Origin of the sequence: Pseudescherichia sp. (assembly GCF_031979925.1) — a bacterium.
Lineage (GTDB): Bacteria > Pseudomonadota > Gammaproteobacteria > Enterobacterales > Enterobacteriaceae > Pseudescherichia.
Window position 1 is genome coordinate 53,896 of the sequence record NZ_DALZFB010000003.1, and the last position, 22,529, is coordinate 76,424.

The 22,529-nt window shown below is 58.9% G+C and carries 21 protein-coding genes; 15 read left to right on the forward strand and 6 right to left on the reverse strand.

From position 1 onward, the window contains the following. Positions 1-34 precede the first annotated feature (34 nt). The 3 genes from RTM13_RS06510 to adrA all read left to right on the forward strand — a co-directional run bounded on the left by RTM13_RS06510 (position 35) and on the right by adrA (position 2,809). Positions 35-1,249: a multidrug efflux MFS transporter gene (locus RTM13_RS06510; RefSeq protein WP_312211116.1), complete on the forward strand. Its 1,215-nt coding sequence runs from the start codon at positions 35-37 to the stop codon at positions 1,247-1,249. A gap of 84 nt (positions 1,250-1,333) precedes the next feature. After that, entirely contained in the window at positions 1,334-1,597 is a 264-nt protein-coding gene (iraP, locus tag RTM13_RS06515) for an anti-adapter protein IraP (protein ID WP_312211117.1), read from the forward strand. Between the two features lie 96 nt (positions 1,598-1,693). Then, complete coding sequence (gene adrA, locus RTM13_RS06520; RefSeq protein WP_312211608.1) at positions 1,694-2,809, forward strand: diguanylate cyclase AdrA; 1,116 nt, start codon at positions 1,694-1,696, stop codon at positions 2,807-2,809. 70 nt (positions 2,810-2,879) lie between these two features. Here adrA and proC read toward each other — a convergent pair whose 3' ends face one another. Continuing rightward, on the reverse strand, positions 2,880-3,689 hold the full coding sequence (gene proC, locus RTM13_RS06525; protein WP_312211118.1) for a pyrroline-5-carboxylate reductase: 810 nt from the start codon (positions 3,687-3,689) through the stop codon (positions 2,880-2,882). Positions 3,690-3,765: 76 nt separating this feature from the next. On the opposite strand from proC, the gene RTM13_RS06530 reads away from it, so the two are divergent. From RTM13_RS06530 to ppnP, 5 genes are all read left to right on the forward strand, one after another. After that, a complete protein-coding gene (locus RTM13_RS06530) occupies positions 3,766-4,245 on the forward strand; it encodes a YaiI/YqxD family protein (protein WP_312211119.1) in 480 nt (159 codons plus the stop codon). Between the two features lie 171 nt (positions 4,246-4,416). Beyond that, positions 4,417-4,941 carry a shikimate kinase AroL gene (gene aroL / locus RTM13_RS06535; protein WP_312211121.1) on the forward strand — a complete coding sequence of 175 codons (525 nt, stop codon included), beginning with the start codon at positions 4,417-4,419 and terminating at the stop codon, positions 4,939-4,941. A 57-nt stretch (positions 4,942-4,998) separates the two neighbouring features. Continuing rightward, positions 4,999-5,190, forward strand: a complete 192-nt coding sequence (yaiA, locus tag RTM13_RS06540; RefSeq protein WP_312211123.1) for a protein YaiA — start codon at positions 4,999-5,001, stop codon at positions 5,188-5,190. Between the two features lie 138 nt (positions 5,191-5,328). Further along, complete coding sequence (locus RTM13_RS06545) at positions 5,329-6,006, forward strand: AroM family protein (RefSeq protein WP_312211124.1); 678 nt, start codon at positions 5,329-5,331, stop codon at positions 6,004-6,006. A 72-nt stretch (positions 6,007-6,078) separates the two neighbouring features. Further along, entirely contained in the window at positions 6,079-6,363 is a 285-nt protein-coding gene (ppnP, locus tag RTM13_RS06550; RefSeq protein ID WP_268108926.1) for a pyrimidine/purine nucleoside phosphorylase, read from the forward strand. Positions 6,364-6,408: 45 nt separating this feature from the next. Here ppnP and rdgC read toward each other — a convergent pair whose 3' ends face one another. Then, complete coding sequence (rdgC, locus tag RTM13_RS06555) at positions 6,409-7,320, reverse strand: recombination-associated protein RdgC (protein WP_312211125.1); 912 nt, start codon at positions 7,318-7,320, stop codon at positions 6,409-6,411. 124 nt (positions 7,321-7,444) lie between these two features. Between rdgC and mak the strand changes: the two genes are divergently transcribed. Next, complete coding sequence (mak, locus tag RTM13_RS06560; protein ID WP_312211126.1) at positions 7,445-8,356, forward strand: fructokinase; 912 nt, start codon at positions 7,445-7,447, stop codon at positions 8,354-8,356. Positions 8,357-8,412: 56 nt separating this feature from the next. Here mak and sbcC read toward each other — a convergent pair whose 3' ends face one another. Both sbcC and sbcD read right to left on the reverse strand, forming a co-directional pair. Continuing rightward, positions 8,413-11,550 carry an exonuclease subunit SbcC gene (sbcC, locus tag RTM13_RS06565; protein WP_312211127.1) on the reverse strand — a complete coding sequence of 1,046 codons (3,138 nt, stop codon included), beginning with the start codon at positions 11,548-11,550 and terminating at the stop codon, positions 8,413-8,415. Then, the gene (gene sbcD / locus RTM13_RS06570) at positions 11,547-12,749 is read right to left on the reverse strand and encodes an exonuclease subunit SbcD (RefSeq protein WP_312211128.1); all 1,203 of its coding nucleotides are present in this window, start codon (positions 12,747-12,749) and stop codon (positions 11,547-11,549) included. The genes sbcC and sbcD overlap by 4 nt, the downstream gene beginning before the upstream one ends. 190 nt (positions 12,750-12,939) lie before the next feature. On the opposite strand from sbcD, the gene phoB reads away from it, so the two are divergent. The 5 genes from phoB (at position 12,940) to malZ (ending at position 19,977) form a co-directional block, all read left to right on the forward strand. After that, positions 12,940-13,629: a phosphate response regulator transcription factor PhoB gene (phoB, locus tag RTM13_RS06575; protein ID WP_312211129.1), complete on the forward strand. Its 690-nt coding sequence runs from the start codon at positions 12,940-12,942 to the stop codon at positions 13,627-13,629. A gap of 21 nt (positions 13,630-13,650) precedes the next feature. After that, on the forward strand, positions 13,651-14,952 hold the full coding sequence (gene phoR, locus RTM13_RS06580; protein WP_312211130.1) for a phosphate regulon sensor histidine kinase PhoR: 1,302 nt from the start codon (positions 13,651-13,653) through the stop codon (positions 14,950-14,952). A 401-nt stretch (positions 14,953-15,353) separates the two neighbouring features. Further along, positions 15,354-16,673 carry a branched-chain amino acid transporter carrier protein BrnQ gene (gene brnQ / locus RTM13_RS06585; protein ID WP_312211131.1) on the forward strand — a complete coding sequence of 440 codons (1,320 nt, stop codon included), beginning with the start codon at positions 15,354-15,356 and terminating at the stop codon, positions 16,671-16,673. Positions 16,674-16,745: 72 nt separating this feature from the next. Further along, positions 16,746-18,104 carry a proline-specific permease ProY gene (gene proY / locus RTM13_RS06590; protein ID WP_312211132.1) on the forward strand — a complete coding sequence of 453 codons (1,359 nt, stop codon included), beginning with the start codon at positions 16,746-16,748 and terminating at the stop codon, positions 18,102-18,104. A gap of 55 nt (positions 18,105-18,159) precedes the next feature. Next, positions 18,160-19,977, forward strand: a complete 1,818-nt coding sequence (malZ, locus tag RTM13_RS06595; protein ID WP_312211133.1) for a maltodextrin glucosidase — start codon at positions 18,160-18,162, stop codon at positions 19,975-19,977. A gap of 94 nt (positions 19,978-20,071) precedes the next feature. On the opposite strand, the gene RTM13_RS06600 is transcribed toward malZ, so the two are convergent. Both RTM13_RS06600 and acpH read right to left on the reverse strand, forming a co-directional pair. Beyond that, a complete protein-coding gene (locus RTM13_RS06600; RefSeq protein ID WP_312211135.1) occupies positions 20,072-20,674 on the reverse strand; it encodes a peroxiredoxin C in 603 nt (200 codons plus the stop codon). A 76-nt stretch (positions 20,675-20,750) separates the two neighbouring features. After that, the gene (gene acpH, locus RTM13_RS06605; RefSeq protein WP_312211137.1) at positions 20,751-21,332 is read right to left on the reverse strand and encodes an ACP phosphodiesterase; all 582 of its coding nucleotides are present in this window, start codon (positions 21,330-21,332) and stop codon (positions 20,751-20,753) included. Positions 21,333-21,425: 93 nt separating this feature from the next. On the opposite strand from acpH, the gene queA reads away from it, so the two are divergent. Further along, on the forward strand, positions 21,426-22,496 hold the full coding sequence (gene queA / locus RTM13_RS06610; RefSeq protein WP_312211138.1) for a tRNA preQ1(34) S-adenosylmethionine ribosyltransferase-isomerase QueA: 1,071 nt from the start codon (positions 21,426-21,428) through the stop codon (positions 22,494-22,496). Positions 22,497-22,529: the final 33 nt, after the last annotated feature.

The window sequence follows — 22,529 nt, forward strand, 5'->3', positions numbered from 1 at the left end:
TCTGCTGTTAAAACCTGAATAATTGCAGATGCTTATGGAATCCTGGAAGGTTAATCTTATTTCGGTATGGTTTGGCTGCTTCTTTACCGGCCTTGCGATCAGCCAGATTTTACCATTCTTGCCGCTCTATATTGCCGAGATGGGCGTGACCTCGCACGAGGCGCTGTCGATCTGGTCCGGACTGACCTTTAGCGTGACTTTTTTAGTATCGGCCATCGTCTCGCCGATGTGGGGAAGCCTTGCTGACCGCAAGGGGCGTAAGCTAATGCTGCTCCGCGCCTCGCTGGGAATGGCTATCGCCATTCTGCTGCAGGCCTTTGCCACCAACGTCTGGCAGCTGCTGTTTCTGCGGGCAATCATGGGGCTGACCTCCGGCTATATTCCTAACGCCATGGCGCTGGTGGCCTCGCAGGTGCCACGCGAGCGCAGCGGCTGGGCGCTCAGTACGCTCTCCACGGCGCAGATCAGCGGCGTCATTGGCGGCCCGCTGCTGGGGGGCTTTCTTGCCGATCACGTTGGTCTACGGGCGGTGTTTTTCATTACTGCCACGCTGCTGATGGTCAGCTTTCTGGTAACCCTTTTCCTGATTAAAGAGGGCGGTCGGCCCAAAGTCAGCAAGGCGCAGCGCCTGACCGGCAAGGCGGTATTTGCCAGTCTGCCCTATCCAAAGCTCATATTAAGCCTGTTTTTAACCACTATGGTGATCCAGCTCTGTAACGGCTCGGTAGGGCCGATTCTGGCGCTGTTCGTCCAGTCGCTGGCCCCGGACAGCAGCAATATCGCCTTTCTCAGCGGCATGATTGCCGCCGTGCCGGGCGTCTCGGCGCTGATGTCGGCCCCCCGTCTCGGCAAGCTCGGAGACCGGATAGGCACGGCGCGGATCCTGATGGCGACGTTAATCTGCGCGGTAGCGCTCTTTTTTGCCATGTCGTTCGTGACCACGCCGCTACAGCTCGGTATCTTACGCTTCATGCTGGGGTTTGCCGATGGCGCAATGCTGCCTGCGGTGCAGACGCTGCTGTTGAAATACTCCAGTGACCAGGTGACCGGCCGTATCTTTGGCTATAACCAATCCTTTATGTATTTGGGCAACGTCGCCGGACCGCTGATGGGGGCCAGCATCTCCGCGATGGCGGGTTTCCGCTGGGTATTTATCGCTACCGCCGTGGTGTTCTTGATCAATATCTGGCAGCTGGCCATCGTCCTCAGGCAGACCCGTCGGGCTGCCGCCGGCGTGACGCAAAAATAGCGGTTAAAAAAGTTATTTTTACATTACGTGCCATGATAAATTTGGATGAAAATTTTAAAAAATTGTGTATGGGGATAGTACGCGATGAAAAACCTGATTGCAGAGCTGCTGGTTAAGCTGGCGGAAAAGGAAGAAGAGTCAAAGGAGTTGGTTGCGCAGGTGGAGGCGCTGGAGATTGTCGTGACGGCTCTGCTGCGTCATATGGCACAGCCGGAGCAGCAGGCATTAATTCAAAGTATTGAAGGGGCGCTGGAAGCGGTCAGCCCTGACTCGCAGGTCCCTCGTCAGGATACCGAGCTGCTGCAGCAGTACCTTAATAAGCTCCTGCACCACCCACGCTCCCGGTAAGCTTAGCCCTATCGGGTGAGTGTGATCTTCCTCTCACCCGAAATATCATACTTTCTCTCCGCCGCACCTCTCTATAATTTTGGGAAATGTTTCAGAATATTCCCAATAATGATGAATGATAACAATCTTTATTCTAAAACGGCAGTAAACAAGGAGTGGGTTGATACCCCCAGCCAGGACGAGCACTTCCTGTCTGGCCAGCTTTTTGCGCGGCGACTCAGATTGCCGCGTATTTTTGGCCTTGGATGCCTCTTTTTTCCCTTAGGCGGCGCGATGACCTCCCAGCCCGTTGCTGGAGGCTGGTGGCTATTTCTCTTGAGCTGGTCTTTTGTCTGGCCCCATCTTGCCTGGCAGCTGGCGAGCCGCTCAAGCGATCCTCACGCTGCCGAAATCAATAACCTCAAAATTGATGCAATCCTGGCGGGGATCTGGATTGGCGTGATGGGGATAAATATCATGCCGTCAGCGGTGTTGGTGATGATGGTCAGCCTGATGCTGATGGGCATGGGCGGACCGCGACTGTTCGGCATCGGCATCGTCCTGCTGTTGGGTGCGAGCCTGGTGATGCTTCAGCTTACCGGCACGGCGATAACCTTCACCAGCGCGCCGCTGGAGTGGTGGCTCTGCCTGCCGTTTATCTTGCTTTACCCACCGCTGTTTGCCTGGGTTAGCTTTCGTACGTTTACCCGGCTCGCCAGGCAGAAGCAGCGCCTGCGGATCATGAGCACCCGCGACGGCATGACTGGCGTCTATAACCGGCGGCACTGGGAAATTTTGCTGCGTAACGAGTTCGAAAGCTGCCGACGCAACCAGCGGATGGCAACGCTGCTGCTTATCGATGTGGATTACTTTAAGACCATCAACGATACCTATGGTCATGACGTGGGGGATGAGGCGATTATCGCCATTAGCCGCCATCTACAGCTGACCCTGCGCGGGAGTGATATTATTGGGCGCTTTGGCGGCGACGAGTTTGCGGTAATCATGAGCGGTACGCCGGTCGACAGCGCGCTTGCGGCGATGAGCCGGGTCCACGATACCCTGGGGGAGATCCGGTTACCCTGCGCGCCGCATCTGACGCTGCAAATCAGCGTGGGTCTCGCGCCGCTTACCCCAGGCACGGAGCACTATCGCGACTGGCTTAAGGCCGCTGATATGGCGCTCTATAAGGCAAAAAAAGGCGGCCGCAACCGCACGGAGGTGGCCGCCTGAGTTCTGCCATTACATACCGCACCGTGCCCAACGTAGGCCGGGCAAACGCAGAGCCGCCCGGCGTAGGCACTCAAAGCTTGCTCAGCGCGTCAGATTTCTCCATGCACTTGCTCATGGCTTCAATCACCGCGGCGCGGAACCCGCGCTCTTCCAGCACCCGCACCGCCTCAATGGTGGTGCCGCCCGGTGAGCAGACCATATCTTTCAGCTCGCCGGGGTGTTTACCGGTCTCCAGCACCATCTTCGCCGATCCCATTACCGCCTGAGCAGCAAACTTGTAGGCCTGCGCGCGCGGCATACCGCCCAGCACGGCAGCGTCAGCCATCGCTTCGATAAACATAAAGACATAGGCTGGGGCGGAGCCGCTGACGCCTACTACCGGGTGGATCATCGATTCAGCCACCACTTCCGCCTCGCCAAAGCTGCGGAAAATAGCCAGCACCTCGGCAACGTCTTCCGGCGTCACCAGCGCGTTCGGGGTGACGGAGGTCATGCCCGCATTCACCAGCGCCGGGGTGTTAGGCATGGTGCGCACGATTTTGCGATCGTGGCCGAGGGCGCGCGCCAGCTGATCCAAGGTGACGCCTGCGGCAATCGACACCACCAGCGTATCTTTGTTCAGGCTGGAGGTAATTTCGCTCAGCGTTTTGATCATCACGTTGGGCTTCACCGCGCCAAACACGATATCGGCGATCTGCGCGACTTCCTGCGCGCTCTGCGCCGGGTTAATGCCGTACTGGCTGCTAAGGGCCGCCACCTTCTCCGGCGTCGGGGTATAGACCCAAACCTGCTCTGGCTGCACCTGGCCGCTGGCAATCATCCCGCCCAGAATGGCCTGACCCATATTGCCGCAGCCGATAAATCCGATCTTTTTCTCCATCACCTTTTCCCTGAATGTGTGATTAATGGGGGAGTTATAGCTTATCATAGCGAACATAAACTATTCAGGAGCAGCTATGGCAATTTGGGTGGATGCGGATGCGTGTCCGAATGTAATTAAAGAGATCCTGTTTCGCGCAGCCGAACGTACGCAGACGCCGCTGACGCTGGTGGCGAACCAGACCCTGCGCGTACCGCCTTCAAAGTTCATTCGCTCCCTACGGGTGCCGGCGGGTTTTGACGTGGCCGATAACGAAATTGTGCGCCTGTGCGAACCGGGCGATCTGGTGATCACCGCTGATATTCCGCTGGCGGCAGAGGTGTTAGGGAAGGGGGCGGCGGCGCTTAACCCACGGGGAGAGCGCTATAGCGAGGCGACCATCCGCGAAAAACTGACGATGCGCGATTTTATGGATACCCTGCGCGCCAGCGGGGTGCAAACCGGCGGGCCGGATAGCCTCTCTCAACGCGATCGCCAGCTCTTTGCTGCCGAGCTGGACAAATGGCTGCTGGCGCGATCGCGGCAGGACTTGTCAACGGGACGCCCTTTAAAGTAAGGTGGCGCGACAGATGCCATTTTATCTTTACACGCTGTAACAGGCCATTCATCGCAGTGTCATTATAAATTCGTAACGTTTTATTTACGACTTTTTCGTACTAGTGTAATAGTATTGGCGCTTCAACTATTCGTGTTCCGCAGATCGCGGTACAAGGGAGAACACCAGGTCATGACGTTACCCATCTTTTTAATTGGCGCTCGCGGTTGTGGAAAATCCACCATCGGTGTTGAGCTGGCTCAGGTGCGAGACTGCCGGTTTATTGATACCGACTATGCGCTGCAGGAGCAGGCGCAGATGACCATTGCGGCGATCGTTGAAAAAGAGGGCTGGCCCGGTTTTCGCGCCCGTGAAACGGCAACGCTACAAGCCGTCTCTGCGCCCTCGACGGTCATTGCCACCGGCGGCGGTATCATTCTCAGCGAGGTTAACCGCCGCTTTATGCGTGAGACGGGCGTCGTCATCTATCTTTGCGCCCCCGTTGCGGTGCTGGCCGAGCGGCTGACGGCATTCCCTGAAGAGGCACAGCGTCCGACCCTCACCGGCAGGCCGATAAGCGAAGAGGTGAGCGAGGTGCTGGCCCAGCGCGATGCGCTCTACCGCGAGGCGGCGCACCACATAGTGGATGCAGCGCAGGCACCTGAGAAGGTAGTTGCTGATATTCAGGCGGCGCTGCTGCTCGCCCGGGCGAGCTGATCGCAGATCGTGACCTTTGGCTATACTCATAGCTCTACCAATAAAAAAGGAAGCGCTATGCCTACAAGACCGCCTTACCCGCGAGAAGCCCGCATTGTTACCGTCGAGAAGGGAGGCCAGCAGGAGACTGTGACCTGGTATCAGCTGCGTGCTGACCACCCGGAGCCCGATTCGCTGATTAGCGAGCACCAGACCGAGCAGGAAGCGCTGGATGCTAAACGGCGCTATGAGGATCCTGATAAAACGTAATGTATTTTCTCCCGCTTCATAAATTCAGACAGCCTTTAGGAAGCGGGAGGTTGAAGGTTACAGAATTGTTATGAGAGCATAGGTCAGTATCATAATTATAAGAACCGAAAACCGACGTAGAGAAAGGCGGAAACAAAGATGAGTGCAACCCTGGCTATCCTCACCGTGGGTGTGGTGCCTGTCGATGCTGTGATGCCGCTCCTGACCGAGCACATCGACGAGCAGCAGATCACCCAAATAAGTTTGCTGGGGAAAATGGATCCTCAGGATGTTTACGAGGATTATGCCATTGAGCCGGGGGAGAGGCCTGTCCATGCGTTGTTGAACAATGGCGAAGTGGCTCAGGTTTCACGTAAGAAAATAGAGCGCGATTTGCAGGCCGTTATCAGCGTCATCGATAAGCAGAATTACGACGTTATTTTACTGATGAGCACCGAGCACTTTATCGGTCTCTCCGCCCGTAACGCAATTTTACTTGAGCCGCAGCGCATCATTCCGCCGCTGGTCTCTTCAATTGTTGATGGCCACCAGGTTGGCGTCATTGTTCCGCTGGCCGGGCTGATCCCAGGACAGGAAGAGAAGTGGCAGATATTGGAACACGCTCCCTACTATGAAGTTGCCTGCACCCTGCACGGTAGCGACAGCGAGCTGCTCGCCGCTGGACGGGCCTTAATTGCCAAAGGCGCTGATGTATTAATGCTGGACTGCCTTGGCTATCACCAAAAACACCGCGACCTGCTGCAAAAAGCGCTGGACGTGCCAGTACTGCTCTCTAACGTGCTAGTCGCCCGTCTGGCATCAGAGCTGCTGTTATAGCAATTTCGCGTGACAGAGAGGAAGGCTGGCCCCTATAGTGATTTTCCATACACTTATTTATAAGGGCCACCTATGCTTCAGAGTAACGAATACTTTTCCGGTAAAGTGAAATCCATTGGTTTTACCAGCAGCAGCACCGGCCGCGCCAGCGTAGGCGTGATGGCCGAGGGTGAGTACACGTTTGGTACGGCCCAGCCGGAAGAGATGACGGTGGTGAGCGGCGCGCTGAACGTACTGCTGCCCGGCGAAACCGAATGGAAAACCTACTCTGCTGGTGAGGTGTTCAACGTGCCGGGCCACAGCGAATTTCATCTGCAGGTGGCTGAAGATAGCGCCTACCTCTGCCGCTACCTGTAACGCATTCTGCCTGTCCCCTGCACCGAGGGGACAGTGCCTGTTGTCTTAGCGCTGCGCTTCGCCGCCAAGGCCTTCTACCAGACTCTGCACCAGCGCTGCCAGCTCGCCGGTCATCAGAATAAAGTCCGCGTCAAAACGCTGGGCGAAATCATCCCGGTCGATGTCCTCATTCTGGTCGCGCAGCTCATCAGCAAATTTCAGCCGCTTGATTGAGCCGTCATCGCACATCACAAACTGGATACGCTGCTGCCAGTCGAGGGCCAGCTTGGTGATTAGCTTGCCTGCTTCAATGTGTACCGCGATCTCATCGCTCACCAGATCCTGCTTTTTACAGCGGATCACGCCGCCATCTTCGAGGATCGCCTTCAGCTCGGCCTCGTCCTGGATCTGGAAGCCCTGCGCCGCGCTTCCGCTGCGCACCCACTCGGTCAGGGTCAGTTCGATAGGGTTCTCAAGCGTCAGCGGTACTACCGGCAGCGAACCGAGGCTTTTACGCAGCAGGGCCAGCGTATCTTCCGCCTTCTTGGCGCTGGCGCAGTCGACCATAATCAGGCCGTTAACGGTATCGATCCACATCATGGTCTGGCTGAAGCGGCTAAAGGCGCGCGGCAGCAGAGAGTGGAGCACCTCATCCTTCAGGGAATCCTTTTCGGTCTTCTTCAGCTTGCGGCCCTGATCGGCTTCCAGCTTGGCGATCTTTGATTCCAGCGTCTGTTTGACGACCGATGACGGCAGGATCTTCTCTTCTTTCCGGGCGCAAATGATGATTTGGCCGTTGTTGGTGTGGGTCAAAGCATCACTGTGTGAACCCATCGGCGGAACCCAACCGGTTTTTGCCATATCCTGGCTACCGCAAGGGGTAAATGAGAGCGCGGATAACTGTTTTTCCATCTCCTCTGCACGCAGCGCAATATCGCGGCTGAGACGGTAAACCATTAAATTTTTGAACCACAGCATGATATTTTCCACAGCCTTGTCGTTAAATGCAGCGGGCATGATAGCGAATTGTCTTGCCGCTTGCATTGCTAATCCCCCGGCGGGGTTCTACTCTCTTGATATTGCTAAAAATAAGGAGATCGCTGTGCGTATAGGTATTGATTTGGGCGGTACCAAAACAGAGGTGATTGCGCTCGGCGACAGGGGGGAACAGCTGTTCCGTCACCGCCTGCCCACGCCGCGTGACGACTATCAGCAGACCATCGAAACCATCGCCACGCTGGTCGACATGGCGGAGAAAGAGACCGGCCAGCAGGGCACGGTGGGGATGGGTATTCCCGGCTCAATCTCGCCCTATACCGGGGTGGTCAAGAACGCCAACTCCACCTGGCTGAACGGCCAGCCGTTTGATAAAGACCTGAGCAAACGCCTGGGCCGTGAAGTGCGTCTGGCTAACGATGCCAACTGCCTGGCGGTCTCGGAGGCTATCGACGGCGCGGCGGCCGGGGCGCAGACCGTTTTCGCGGTGATTATCGGTACCGGCTGCGGGGCGGGGATCGCCTTTAACGGTCATGCCCATTCAGGTGGCAACGGCACGGCGGGAGAGTGGGGACATAATCCACTGCCGTGGATGGACGAGGATGAGCTGCGCTACCGGGAGGAGGTGCCGTGCTACTGCGGTAAGCAGGGGTGCATTGAGACCTTTATCTCCGGGACCGGTTTTGCCCGTGATTTTCATCGCCTGAGCGGCCAGCCGCTGAAGGGCAACGAGATTATTCGCCTGGTGGGCGAGCAAGATGCCGTGGCTGAACTGGCGCTGAGTCGCTACGAGCTGCGGCTGGCGAAGTCGCTGGCGCACGTGGTGAATATTCTCGATCCGGATGTGATCGTCCTCGGCGGCGGCATGAGCAACGTTGACCGACTCTATAAAACCGTGCCGCAGCTGATCAAAAACTGGGTGTTTGGCGGCGAGTGCGAAACGCCGATCCGCAAGGCGGTACACGGTGACTCCAGCGGCGTCCGTGGCGCGGCGTGGCTCTGGCCGCTGGAGAAGTAGCTCCCAGACGAGGGTATGTTTCGTAGGCCGGGTAAGCGTAGCGCCACCCGGCATATTCACGACACAGCAAATTTGCCGTCGAGCTTGCTGTAGCCCAGGCCATTGATCTTCCTGACCTTGATCTGCACCGGGATCCGCTCCTTCATCGCCTCGACGTGGCTGATCACGCCGATGGTCTTGCCGCTGGCGTTGAGCGCGTCGAGAGCGTCGAGGGCGGTATCCAGCGTTTCGCTGTCCAGCGTGCCGAACCCTTCGTCAAGGAACAGCGAGTCGATACGGGTTTTGTGGCTCACCAGATCCGAGAGCGCCAGCGCCAGTGCAAGGCTAACGAGGAAGCTCTCCCCACCGGAGAGGGTGCGCGTATCGCGTACCGCATCCGCCTGCCAGGTATCCACCACCTCCAGCTCCAGCGCCTCGCTCGCTTTTCGCTTCAGCAGATAGCGACCGTGTAGGCGAGTAAGCTGATTGTTTGCCAGCCAGACCAGATTATCCAGCGTCAGTCCCTGAGCGAACTTACGGAACTTATCCCCCTCTTTGGAGCCAATCAGCCCGTTGAGGTAGCCCCAGTCCGCCAGCTGGCGGGTGGCCTCCTCAATCTCCTGCAAAAGCGCCTGCTGGCGCTGGCGGCTCTCGGCGTCCTGTTTGAGTTGCTGGCGGATCTCCCCCTGCCGGGTGGTGTTCTCGCGCAGTTGCTGCGCCAGAGCGCTTAGCGCGGCTCGGGTTCCTTCGATGTTGGCCTTATCGCTCAGTCCGGCAGGCAGCTGGGCCTGATGGGTAGCCAACGCGGCCTGGGCCTGGGTCAGCAGGACCTGGCTCTGCTGTAGCCTGCTCTCAAGCGACTGCTGAAGCTGCTCAAGACGCTGACGTTCACCCTCGTCAAGCAGCGCGGCCAAAAACGCCTGCCGATCGGCAAAGGGACTCTGCGCCAGCTCGGCGTCAAACTGCGCCTGCTGCTGCGCCACGCGCCCGGCCTCCAGAGCCAGCTGCTGCTGTAGGGTTTGCACCTGGCCGTAGAGAGAGACGCAGTCGTGATGCACCTGCTGCCAGCCCTCAAGGCTGACGGGGTCTCCTTCGGCCGCGGCGTCAGCAGGAAGCGTCTCCAGCAGAGGCTGGAGCTGGGCCGCGCGTTCCTGTAACGTCGTGGCATGGGTCTGGCTCTGCTGCCACTGGCGAGACTCCTCTTCGCGAGCGGCAAACCAGGCTGACTCTTCCTCGCCTGCGGGCAGGGTCAGTCCGAGCTGGGCCAGACTCGCCGCCAGCGTCTGGCGGCGGGTATCAATGGCCTGCTGGGCGTGTGCCGCCTGCTGCTGTAGCTCGTTAAGCTGCTCCTCCAGCGACAGCCGCTGGCTGAACCGGTAGAGCTGCTGCTCGCGAGCCTCCTCAGCCTGCAACCAACCGCTGACGTCATCCTCAGGGGATAGCGTCATATTGAGCGCGGCGCACAGCTCGCGCCACTGCTGACGCAGGTTCAGATCGTTTTGTGCTTCGGCCTCGGCAGCAAGGCGATCCCTCTCGCTCTGCTTCACCAGCGCATCAAGCTGGCCGCGGAGGGCTGCGCCGCTCTCTGCCAGCTGTTTGACCTCACGCTCCAGGGCATCGCGCCGGGCCTGGTTAGCATCCACGGTCATTGCCTGATACTGCGCCACCGCCGGGTGGGCTGTCGATCCGCAGAGCGGGCAGGGCTCACCGGCCCGCAGGCGCTCGCGCTCGGCCTCCAGGCCTTTGATCCGCTCTTCCAGCGCGCAAATCGTTTTTATCTCGGCCAGGAGCGCATTCTTCTCTTTATACGCCTGACGGCGCTGGGTCAGGGTCTGATTGAGGTGAGTCTGCTCAGCCTCGCTCTCGGCCAACGTCTTTTGCAGCTGTTTAATACGCTGCTGGAGAGGAGCAAAGCTGGCATGCAGCACGTGCAGGCGCTGGCGCAGCGGGCGCTGTTGGGCTAGATCCGTTATCGCCTGCTGCAACACCTCGGCGCTTAGATCCAGCGCGGGAGCGTTCAACGCCGTCAGCTGCTGCTGAAGCTTCTCCCGGCGTGCGCTGAGCGTCAGGGCGTGCTTTCTCTCCTCAGCCTGCTGAGCAAAGTTGGCCCGCCAGCCGGTCAGCTCGCTCTGCCACAGCCGCCAGCGATCGTGGGCGGTAAGCCAGTCGGCCAGCGTTTTCTGCTCCTGCTGGAGCGTACCCATCTGCGCGTCGGCGGCGGCGCGGATGCGGCTACGTTTGTTCAGCTGCTGTTGTAAGCGAGTATTCACTTCCTCTGCCTGACGCTGGGTCTGGCCGTGGGTGCGGATATGCTCCTGCAAACCCTGCCACACCGGCCGCAGCAGCAGAGCGGGGCGGGCCTGCTCCAGCGCGGCCAGCTGCGGGCGGGCGTTCTCCAGCGCCTGCTGGGCGGTATTAAGCGCGGTCTGTGCCCGGCCAGTTTCGGCATTAAGCTCCTCGCCACGCGTCAGCCAGTGGAGCTGGGTCTGCTCGCGCTGCTGGGCGGCGACCAGCGTCTGCTCCTGGTCAGTAAGCACCTGCAAACTTTCATTTAGCGTCTGGGCCTGCTCTGCGCTCAGCAGCTGAATGCCTTCGGCCTGGGCCTGGCGCTGCTCCAGCGCACTGCGCGCCGCCTTGTGCTTTTCAAACACCATCGCCGAGATCTGGCCGTAGATCTCGGTGCCGGTCAGCTCCTCCAGCAGTTCGGCCCGCTCTTTCGGTTTGGCATTGAGAAAGGCGGCAAACTGCCCCTGGGAGAGCAGCATCGAGCGGGTAAAGCGGCCGTAGTCGAGCCCGGTGAGGGTGGCAGTCAGCTCCAGCTTATCCTTCACCTTATCGGCGAGAATTTTGCCGTCGGCGCAGAGCGCCAGCTCCACGCGGGGTACCTGGAGATTGCCCCCGGCCTGGTTGCGGGCGCGGTTCTGGCTCCAGAAGGCGCGGTAGGCAATGCCTTTTACCTCAAACTCCACCTCCGCCAGACACTCGGCGGTGTCGCGGGTCATCAGATCGTTCTGCGACTGCGAGACGTTGCTCAGCCGCGGTGTCTCGTGGTAGAGGGCCAGGCAGATGGCATCCAGCAGGGTCGTTTTTCCCGCCCCAGTAGGGCCGGTAATGGCGAACAGGCCGTTGCTGGCAAATGGCTCGGCGGTAAAGTCGATCTTCCACTCCCCCTTCAGGGAGTTGATATTCTTCAGGCGCAGGGTAAGAATTTTCATGCGTCCTGCTCCTGAGTCAGCTCTTCCACGGTGGCGCTAAAGAGGGTGCGGACCCGCTGGCCCTGCGCCTCGTCCGGCTCCTCCAGCGCCAGGCGGCGCTCGAATACCTCCTCCACGCGCAGCTCGCTGAGGGTTTCCCGCAGCTCGCCCGCCATCATCCGCTGGCGCTGCTCGCGGCTGCGGCGCACCAGCAGCACCTCGACCGGCAGATCCTCGGTCATCGCCTGGATACGGCGCTGCATGTCCGTCAGCCAGTCGTCGGTGGTGATTTCAATATCGAGCCACACCGGCGGCGAGGCGGGGGCGTCGCGCCACTGCTCAAGCTGCTGGCCAATGGCAGCGAGATCGCCTTTGATCACCGCCAGCTGCTGGGTAACCGGCACGGTCAGGGGGGTAATGTCTGCCAGCCTGCCGTCGGCGAAGGTGACCAGGTTAACGCTTTTCGCCTTGCCGGTTTCATCGAAGCTGAGGGCGATGGGCGAGCCGCAGTAGCGGATATGCTGCTGGCCGCCAATCACCTGTGGACGGTGAATGTGCCCGAGGGCGATGTAATCCACAGGCGGAAAGTTTTGCGCCGGGAAGGCGTCCAGGGTACCAATATAGATGTCGCGCACCGCGTCGCTTTTGCTGGCCCCGACGGTGGTCAGGTGGCCGCTGGCGATAATCGGCAGTGCGGCGTCGCCGCGCAGAGCGCAGGCCTGCTGGTACTGCTGCTGGTAGTAGTCGGTGATGGCCGCCAGCAGATGTTGCTGCTTTTCGCTGCCGGAGAGCCCCGCCTGGCTGGTAACGATGTCGCGCGGGCGTAAAAACGGCACCGGGCAGAAGACCGCTCCGGGCGAGCCGTCGCGTTGGTTAAGAATGAACGGCGCGCAGCCTGCCGCGGCTACCACGGTGGTGTGCAGAAAGGCGAGGATCTCCCGCGACTCGTTCAGGGTCGCAACCGAGTCGTGGTTACCCGCCAGCACCACCAGGTGGCAGCCGGCCTGCTGGAGCTGAACCACGAAGCGGTAGTAAAGCTCGCGGGCGTAGCTGGGGGGCGAGCCGGTATCAAAGATGTCACCCGCGACGATAATCGCATCGACCTGCTGGGCCTGTGCCGTCGCCAGCAGCCAGTCAAGAAAGGCAGCGTGTTCAGCGGCCCGGCTTTTGCTGTAGAAGTTTTGGCCGAGGTGCCAGTCAGAGGTATGAAGGATGCGCATATTCGTTCCATGGCAAAAAAGCGTAAGGCGGATTATAAACGTTTAGGCACAGCGGGAAAGCGGCGATCGTCTTCCAGGTGTCATCTGCAATTTTTCAGATTCATAATGCCTTCACGCTTTTCATAAATCTGTCATAAATCTGACGCATAATGCGACGCAACATATTGATTACAACTATATAGGGCAAACCATGGCGAGACGTATTCTGGTCGTAGAGGATGAGGCCCCCATTCGGGAGATGGTCTGCTTCGTGCTCGAGCAAAACGGCTTTCAGCCTGTTGAAGCGGAAGATTATGACAGTGCGGTGAACCAGCTCAACGAGCCGTGGCCCGATCTTATCCTGCTCGACTGGATGCTGCCCGGCGGCTCCGGCATTCAATTTATCAAACACTTAAAACGTGAAACCCTGACCCGGGATATTCCTGTTATGATGCTCACCGCGCGCGGTGAAGAGGAAGATCGCGTCCGTGGCCTGGAGACCGGGGCAGATGATTATATCACCAAACCCTTCTCGCCGAAGGAGCTGGTGGCGCGTATCAAAGCCGTAATGCGCCGTATCTCGCCGATGGCGGTAGAAGAGGTGATTGAGATGCAGGGCCTGAGCCTCGATCCCACCTCCCACCGGGTGATGACCGGCGAAAACCCGCTCGACATGGGGCCGACGGAGTTTAAGCTCCTGCACTTCTTTATGACTCACCCGGAGCGCGTCTACAGCCGTGAGCAGCTGCTGAACCACGTCTGGGGAACCAACGTCTATGTTGAAGACCGCACGGTGGACGTGCATATTCGCCGCCTGCGCAAAGCGCTGGAGCTGAGCGGCCATGACCGCATGGTGCAGACCGTTCGCGGCACGGGTTACCGTTTTTCGACCCGCTTCTAACCATTGAATGGAGTGTGACGCGTGCTGGAACGGCTGTCATGGAAAAGGCTGGTCTTAGAGCTGTTTTTAAGCTGTATTCCGGCTCTGGTGCTCGGAGCAATGTTTGGCTATCTGCCGTGGTTTCTGCTGGCCTCGGTCACCGGCTTACTGATCTGGCACTTCTGGAACTTACTCCAGCTCTCCTGGTGGCTGTGGGTAGACCGCAGCATGACCCCACCTCCGGGGCATGGCAGTTGGGAGCCGCTACTCTACGGCCTGCACCAGATGCAGCTGCGCAACAAAAAGCGCCGTCGCGAGCTGGGCAGCCTGATCAAACGCTTTCGCAGCGGCGCAGAGTCGCTGCCGGATGCGGTGGTGCTTACCACCGAAGAGGGGGTGATCTTCTGGTGCAACGGCCTTGCCCAGCAGCTGCTTGGGCTACGCTGGCCGGACGATAACGGCCAGAATATCCTCAACCTGCTGCGCTACCCCGAATTCACCCAGTATCTTAAGCAACAAGCTTTTTCTAAACCGCTCAACCTGGTGCTGAATAACGGGCGTCATCTGGAGATCCGCGTGATGCCCTACAGCGAACAGCAATTGCTAATGGTAGCGCGCGACGTGACCCAGATGCACCAGCTGGAAGGGGCGCGGCGCAACTTCTTCGCCAACGTTAGCCACGAGCTGCGCACCCCGTTGACGGTATTGCAGGGCTACCTGGAGATGATGCAGGAGCAGACCCTGGCCGGCGCGACGCGTGAGAAGGCGCTGCACACCATGCGTGAGCAGACCTCCCGTATGGAGGGCTTAGTGAAGCAGCTGCTGACGCTGTCAAAAATTGAGGCCTCGCCGATTCAGGTGCTTGATGAAATCATCGACGTACCGATGATGCTGCGGGTAGTCGAGCGGGAGGCGCTGACCCTGAGTCAGCAGAAGCACACTCTTGAGTTTCATGTCGACAATTCTCTGAAGGTATTGGGCAGCGATGAGCAGATGCGCAGCGCTATCTCTAACCTGGTCTATAACGCGGTGAACCATACCCCGGCCGGGACGCATATTACGGTGAACTGGCAGCGGGTAGAGGGTGGCGCAGAGTTTAGCGTTGAGGATAACGGCCCGGGCATTACCGCCGAGCACATCCCACGTCTGACCGAGCGTTTCTACCGCGTCGATAAGGCGCGATCCCGCCAGACCGGCGGCAGCGGGCTGGGGCTGGCAATCGTTAAGCATGCGGTCAACCACCACGACAGCCGACTGGAGATCGCCAGCGAGCCAGGCAAAGGCACCCGATTTAGCTTCACGCTGCCGGAAAGATTGGTTGCCAAAGCCGCACAGTCCGCATAACGCTGTCAGTATTCCTTTCCACAGGCCGCCAAAAGCGGCCTGTTAGCTTTGCACCTTTCAGCACAGCACCTCTTTTTCTGCGGTTGCTGCTTTTTTGTTCGCATGATTAGCCATGTGTTTTTCTTATAATTAGCGTTTTATGCTGGTTATTCACTTCGGTCTACGATAACCATCTGGTTTTGCGATCCCATCTTGCCTTTAAACGTTATAAGCGTTTAAATTGCGCCCCTGTCGATGACAGACAGGCTGGATTTGCGTGGTAAATCGAAAAACTATTCTTCGCCACGCCCGGTGGGAAGCATATCCCGCTGGAATCTAATGATATTACCGCTGTATTGTCCCGTAGGGACTGGCGAAAAAGTCAACACGTTCAACACCACATCCACAGGCAGTTAATACATATGACCCATCGTTTAAAACCACGAGATATTGTTGCTCTGGGCTTTATGACATTCGCGCTGTTCGTCGGCGCGGGTAACATCATTTTTCCGCCAATGGTCGGTTTGCAGGCGGGTGAACACGTCTGGACGGCGGCCTTTGGTTTTCTGATCACCGCGGTTGGTCTGCCGGTGCTAACGGTTATCGCCCTGGCGAAAGTGGGTGGTGGTGTGGATAGCCTCAGCACCCCGATTGGCAAAGTGGCTGGCGTGCTGCTGGCGACCGTTTGCTATCTGGCCGTAGGCCCGCTGTTCGCGACCCCGCGTACCGCTACCGTCTCGTTCGAAGTGGGGATTGCCCCGCTGACCGGCGACGGCGCGATGCCGCTGTTTATCTACAGCCTGGTCTACTTTGCGATTGTTATTCTGGTCTCGCTCTATCCGGGCAAGCTGCTGGATACGGTAGGTAACTTCCTTGCACCGATGAAGATCGTCGCGCTGGTGGTGCTCTCGGTTGCCGCTATTGTCTGGCCGGCTGGCCCGATCAGCCATGCGATGGAGGCCTACGAGCACGCCTCGTTCTCCAACGGCTTCGTGAACGGCTACCTGACTATGGATACCCTGGGTGCGATGGTGTTCGGTATCGTGATCGTCAACGCGGCACGCTCTCGCGGCGTGAGCGATGCACGTCTGCTGACCCGTTATACCGTGCTGGCTGGCGTGATGGCGGGCGTAGGCCTGACGCTGCTCTACCTGGCGCTGTTCCGCCTCGGCTCCGACAGCGCTTCGCTGGTCGATCAGTCGGCAAACGGCGCGGCTATCCTGCACGCCTACGTTCAGCACACCTTCGGCGGCGCGGGCAGCATGATGCTGGCAGTGCTGATCTTCCTGGCGTGCCTGGTCACCGCTGTCGGCCTGACCTGTGCTTGCGCCGAGTTCTTTGCCCAGTACGTGCCGCTCTCTTACCGCACGCTGGTGTTTATTCTCGGTGGCTTCTCGATGGTGGTTTCTAACCTCGGCCTGAGCCATCTTATTCAGCTCTCTATCCCGGTGCTGACGGCGATCTATCCGCCTTGTATCGCACTGGTTGTATTAAGCTTTACCCGCAACTGGTGGCATAATTCCTCCCGCGTCATTGCGCCAGCCATGTTTATTAGCCTGGTCTTCGGCGTAATGGACGGCATTAAAGCGTCGGCGTTTGGTGGCATCTTACCGGCCTGGACGACGCGTCTGCCGCTGGCGGAGCAGGGTCTGGCATGGTTGATGCCGACCGTAGTAATGGCGGTACTGGCAATCTGCTGGGATCGCGCGGCGGGACGTCAGGAGACCTCCAGCGCACATTAATTTACGGTTGCGTCTTTAACCACGGGGCTTACAATCCCGTGGTTTTTTTATTTTTAAACGGCAGTGGAAACGATGGAAAGTACGAACAAGCTAAAGCGGGGATTAAGCACCCGGCACATCCGCTTTATGGCGCTAGGCTCGGCGATTGGTACCGGGCTGTTTTATGGATCGGCTGATGCCATCAAGATGGCGGGTCCCAGCGTGCTGCTGGCCTATATTATTGGCGGCGCGGCGGCATATATTATTATGCGCGCCCTCGGTGAGATGTCGGTGCATAACCCGTCCGCCAGTTCGTTTTCGCGCTACGCCCAGGAGAACCTCGGGCCGCTGGCGGGCTATATCACCGGCTGGACCTACTGCTTCGAAATTCTGATCGTCGCCATCGCCGACGTCACCGCCTTCGGTATCTATATGGGCGTCTGGTTCCCGACGGTGCCGCACTGGATCTGGGTTCTCAGCGTGGTGATGATCATCTGCGCCGTCAACCTGATGAGCGTTCGGGTCTTTGGCGAGCTGGAGTTCTGGTTCTCGTTTTTCAAAGTGGCCACCATCATCATCATGATTGCCGCCGGTTTCGGTATCATTATCTGGGGCATCGGCAACGGCGGGCAGCCCACCGGCATCCACAACCTGTGGAGCAACGGGGGCTTCTTCAGTAACGGCTGGCTCGGCACGGTGATGGCCCTGCAGATGGTGATGTTTGCCTATGGCGGCATTGAGATCATCGGCATCACCGCCGGTGAAGCCAAAGATCCAGAGAAGTCGATTCCGCGCGCCATCAACTCCGTTCCGCTGCGTATCCTGGTGTTCTATGTGGGCACCCTGTTTGTCATCATGTCGATCTACCCGTGGAACCAGGTCGGCACCCAGGGCAGTCCGTTCGTGCTGACCTTCCAGCATTTGGGGATCACCTTTGCCGCCAGCATCCTGAACTTTGTGGTGCTGACCGCCTCGCTTTCGGCGATCAACAGCGACGTGTTTGGCGTCGGGCGTATGCTGCACGGCATGGCGGAGCAGGGCAGCGCCCCGAAAATGTTCGCTAAAACCTCCCGCCGCGGCATCCCGTGGGTGACGGTGCTGGTGATGACCGTGGCGCTGCTGTTTGCCGCCTGGCTGAACTACATCATGCCGGAGAATATCTTCCTGGTGATCGCCTCGCTGGCAACCTTCGCCACGGTCTGGGTATGGATTATGATCCTGCTGTCGCAGATCGCTTTCCGCCGTCGTCTGTCGCCGGAAGAGATCAAAGCGCTGAAGTTCAAGGTGCCGGGCGGGGTCGCGACGACCATGGTCGGCGTGCTGTTCCTGGCCTTTATCATCGCCCTGATTGGCTACCATCCCGAGACCCGCATCTCGCTCTACGTGGGCTTTGCATGGATTGCCCTGTTGCTGGTGGGCTGGATGTTTAAACGTCGAAAAGCAGTGGCGTAAACCAGCGCACATCGCATACTGTTCTCTGGCAGGATCAACCTAAAGGAGAGCAGTTATGCTGAATGCCTGGCATCTTCCGGTCGCGCCGTTTGTAAAACAGAACAAAGACAAGCTGCAGGTTGTCCTGTGGCTGACCGGAGACGCGCTGCCGCTGCGGGTGACCCTGCGAGCGGAAAATGACAACGAAGAGACTTCGATCCGCATGCATCCGCTGCGCAGTGCGCCCAAGCCTGGCGTCACGGCCTGGCGGGCAGAGATCGACTTAGCCAGCGGTCAGCCGCGCCGCCGCTATAGCTTCAAGCTGCTGTGGGACGACCGCCAGATCTGGTTTACCCCGCAGGGCTTTAGCCGCTTTCCACCTGCCCGGCTGGAGCAGTTTGCCATCGACGCGCCGGATAGCGGGCCGCAGTGGGTGGCCGATCAGGTCTTCTATCAGATCCTTACCGACCGCTTTGCCCGCAGCCTGCCGCGCGAGTCCAGTCAGGATAACCTCTACTATCACCACGCCGCCGGGCAGAACATTGAGCTACGCGACTGGGATGAGCCGGTTACCGCCCACGGCGGCGGCTCGACCTTCTACGGCGGAGATCTCGACGGCATCAGTGAAAAGCTGCCGTACCTGAAAAAGCTGGGCGTCACGGCGCTCTACCTGAACCCGGTCTTTACCGCCCCCAGCGTGCATAAATACGATACCGAAGACTACCGTCACGTTGACCCGCAGTTCGGCGGCGATGGCGCACTGCTGCGCCTGCGGGAGAATACCCGTCGGGAAGGATTCCGCCTGCTGCTGGACGGCGTCTTCAACCACAGCGGCGACTCTCACGCCTGGTTTGACCGCCACAATCGCGGCACTACCGGGGCGTGCCATAATCCTACCTCGCCCTGGCGGTCGTGGTACAGCTTCTCCGCCGACGGGCGGGCGCTGGACTGGCTGGGCTACCCGAGCCTGCCGAAGCTGGACTATCAGGATCCCTCTCTGGTGGAAGAGATCTACCGGGGCGAGGACAGCATCGTGCGCCACTGGCTGAAAGCGCCGTGGAGCATGGATGGCTGGCGGCTCGACGTAGTGCATATGCTGGGGGAGGCAGGCGGGGCGCGCAATAACCTCCTGCACGTCACCGGCATCAGCCAGGCGGCAAAAGAGACCAATCCAGACGCCTACATTGTCGGAGAGCACTTTGGCGACGCCCGCCAGTGGTTGCAAGCCGATGCCGAAGACGCGGCTATGAACTACCGCGGCTTTACCTTGCCGCTGTGGGGTTTTCTGGCCAACACCGATATCTCCTACGATCCGCAGCAGCTTGATGCCCAGACCTGCGCGGCGTGGATGAACAACTACCGCGCCGGTCTGTCGCATCAGCAGCAGCTGCGCATGTTTAATCAGCTCGACAGCCATGACACCGCCCGCTTTATCTCCCTGCTGGGTAAACAGGTGGATCGCATGCCGCTGGGCGTCGTCTGGCTCTTTACCTGGCCGGGCGTGCCCTGCATCTACTACGGCGATGAGGTGGGGCTGGACGGCAACAACGATCCCTTCTGCCGTAAGCCCTTCCCGTGGGATAAAAAGCGGCAGGATCTTACCCTGCAGGCGCTCTATCAGCGCATGGCAAAACTGAGGCATAAAACCAACGCGCTGCGCTACGGCGGTTGCCAGGTGATCCACGCTGAAGGGGACGTTTTTGTCTTTATGCGGGTCTATCAGCAGCAGCGGCTGCTGGTGGCGATCAACCGGGGAGAGGCGTGCGATGTCGTCATGCCGGCGTCACCATTACTGAACGTGAAGCAGTGGCAGATCAAAGAGGGGAAGGGGGAGATTATGTCAGACACCCTGCACCTACCGGCGATCTCTGCGTCGGTCTGGCTGGGAAATTAAGGTGTTAACGCCCGGTGGCGCTATGCTTACCGGGCCTACACCTCGCTGGAGTATCGTAGGCCGGGCAAACGCAGTGCCGCCCGGCGTTAAAACGCTACAGATTAGTTAGATGCTCGCTCAAATATTTCGCGACGCCGTCCGGAGAGGCGTTCATTCCCTCTTTACCTTTTTCCCACTGGGCCGGGCACACTTCGCCATGCTCTTCATGGAACTGCAATGCGTCAACCATGCGCAGCATTTCGTCGACGTTACGTCCCAGAGGCAGATCGTTCACTACCTGATGGCGCACGATGCCTGCTTTGTCGATCAGGAAGGAGCCGCGCAGGGCCACGCCCTCGTCCGGATGCTCAATGCCGTAAGCTTTCTGCACTTCGCGTTTGATATCCGCCACCATCGCATACTTCACCGGCCCGATGCCGCCTTTCTCCACCGGGGTATTACGCCAGGCGTTATGGACAAACTCAGAGTCAAACGAGACGCCGACCACTTCGACGCCGCGCTGCTGGAACTCTTCGTAGCGTTTATCGAAGGCGATCAGCTCAGACGGGCAGACGAAGGTGAAGTCCATCGGCCAGAAGAAGAGAACGGTAGCTTTGCCTGCGGTGTGCTGTTTGAAGTTAAACTTCTCAACGATCTCACCGCTGCCTAATACCGCCGCAGCGGTGAAGTCCGGGGCCGGACGCGTGACCAGAACCATATTAAATCTCCTTTTAATAATGAGGTTATTTAGCGCAACGCGGCCAGTATAGGAGGGCGAAAAGAGAACGCAATGCTTAAAGCTGCTTATTTTGCGCCTGATCCATCATGCGCGGATAGAACTGCCAGAACTGCTGCTCCAGCGCCGGGTAGTGGGCGTCCAGATCGTGCCAGGAGTCGCGCAGGGCGTCGAGGCGAGGACGACGGTTGGCCATGCCGTTCAGCACCTGCTGAATAAACGCCATCTCGCGGTAGCGCTCCAGCCAGTTTTCCGACCACAGGTAGCTATTAAGATTGACGAACTGCGGCGGCGATACCGGCAGAATGGTGGCCACCTGGGCGCGGGCGTAGCGGACAAACTCCGTCAGCGGCCGATCGGGAGAGATCTTTGCCCAGTGGCGGGAGAGAAAGTGATCCCACATTACATCCAGCGTAATGGGCGCGACGCGGCGGGTCTCCGGGCGGAACCAGGCCTTGGCCTCACGCACCTCCGGCAGGGCGTCGGTCAGGGCATCCACGCGCCGGTGCATACGAATACCCTCTACGACCTCGTCAGGGTAGGTGCCGTCGGGATTGCCGCGCACGAAATCGGCGAGCAAATTACCCGAGAGGGAGCTTTGGGCAAGATGCGCCAAATGTAAATGAGCAAGAAAATTCATCGTCTATTCTTTATCCACAGGCGGGTAACGGTTGCAGGGAGCACGCCCCGGCACTAGACTACCCGCCTCTTAATTATGTCTTGAGTTAGCGTCATGCGTGTTGCCGATTTTTCCTTTGAACTACCTGAATCCCTGATTGCCCACTATCCGCAGCCTGAGCGTAGCAGCTGTCGTTTGCTGTCGCTTGACGGGCCGACGGGGGCGCTGACGCATGGTACTTTCACCGATCTGCTCGATAAGCTCAACCCGGGCGATCTGCTGGTGTTTAACAATACCCGCGTCATCCCGGCACGCCTGTTTGGCCGTAAAGCCAGCGGCGGCAAGATTGAAGTGCTCGTCGAACGTATGCTCGATGATAAACGTATTCTGGCACATATTCGCGCCTCTAAAGCGCCGAAGCCGGGCGCCGAGTTGCTGCTTGGCGACGATGAAAGCATTCAGGCCACCATGGTCGCACGTCACGATGCGCTGTTTGAGGTGGAGTTTAACGATGCGCGTCCGGTACTGGATATCCTCAACGCCATCGGTCATATGCCGCTGCCGCCCTATATCGACCGTCCGGATGAAGACGCCGATCGCGAGCTGTATCAGACCGTCTACAGTGAGAAGCCAGGTGCGGTTGCTGCCCCGACGGCGGGCCTGCACTTCGACGAGCCGCTGCTGGCCGCGCTGCGTGAGAAGGGCATTGAGCAGGCCTTCGTCACCTTGCATGTGGGGGCGGGTACCTTCCAGCCGGTGCGCGTCGACAGTATTGAAGACCACATCATGCACTCCGAGTATGCCGAAGTACCGCAGGAGGTGGTTGACGCCGTGCTGGCAGCGAAAGCGCGCGGTAACCGGGTGATAGCGGTAGGCACCACCTCCGTACGCTCGCTGGAGAGCGCAGCCCAGGCGGCAAAAAACGATCTCATCGAACCCTTCTTTGGCGATACGCAGATCTTTATCTACCCAGGCTATCAGTACAAGGTGATTGACGCGCTGGTGACGAACTTCCACCTGCCGGAGTCGACGCTGATTATGCTGGTGTCGGCCTTTGCCGGTTATCAGCACACCATGAACGCCTATCACGCTGCCGTAGAAGAGAAATATCGCTTTTTTAGCTACGGGGATGCGATGTTTATCACGTACAATCCTTCCGCTATTGATGAGCGTGTCGGGGAATAAGTCCGCGACACCGGTTTAAACGTCAGACTGTTT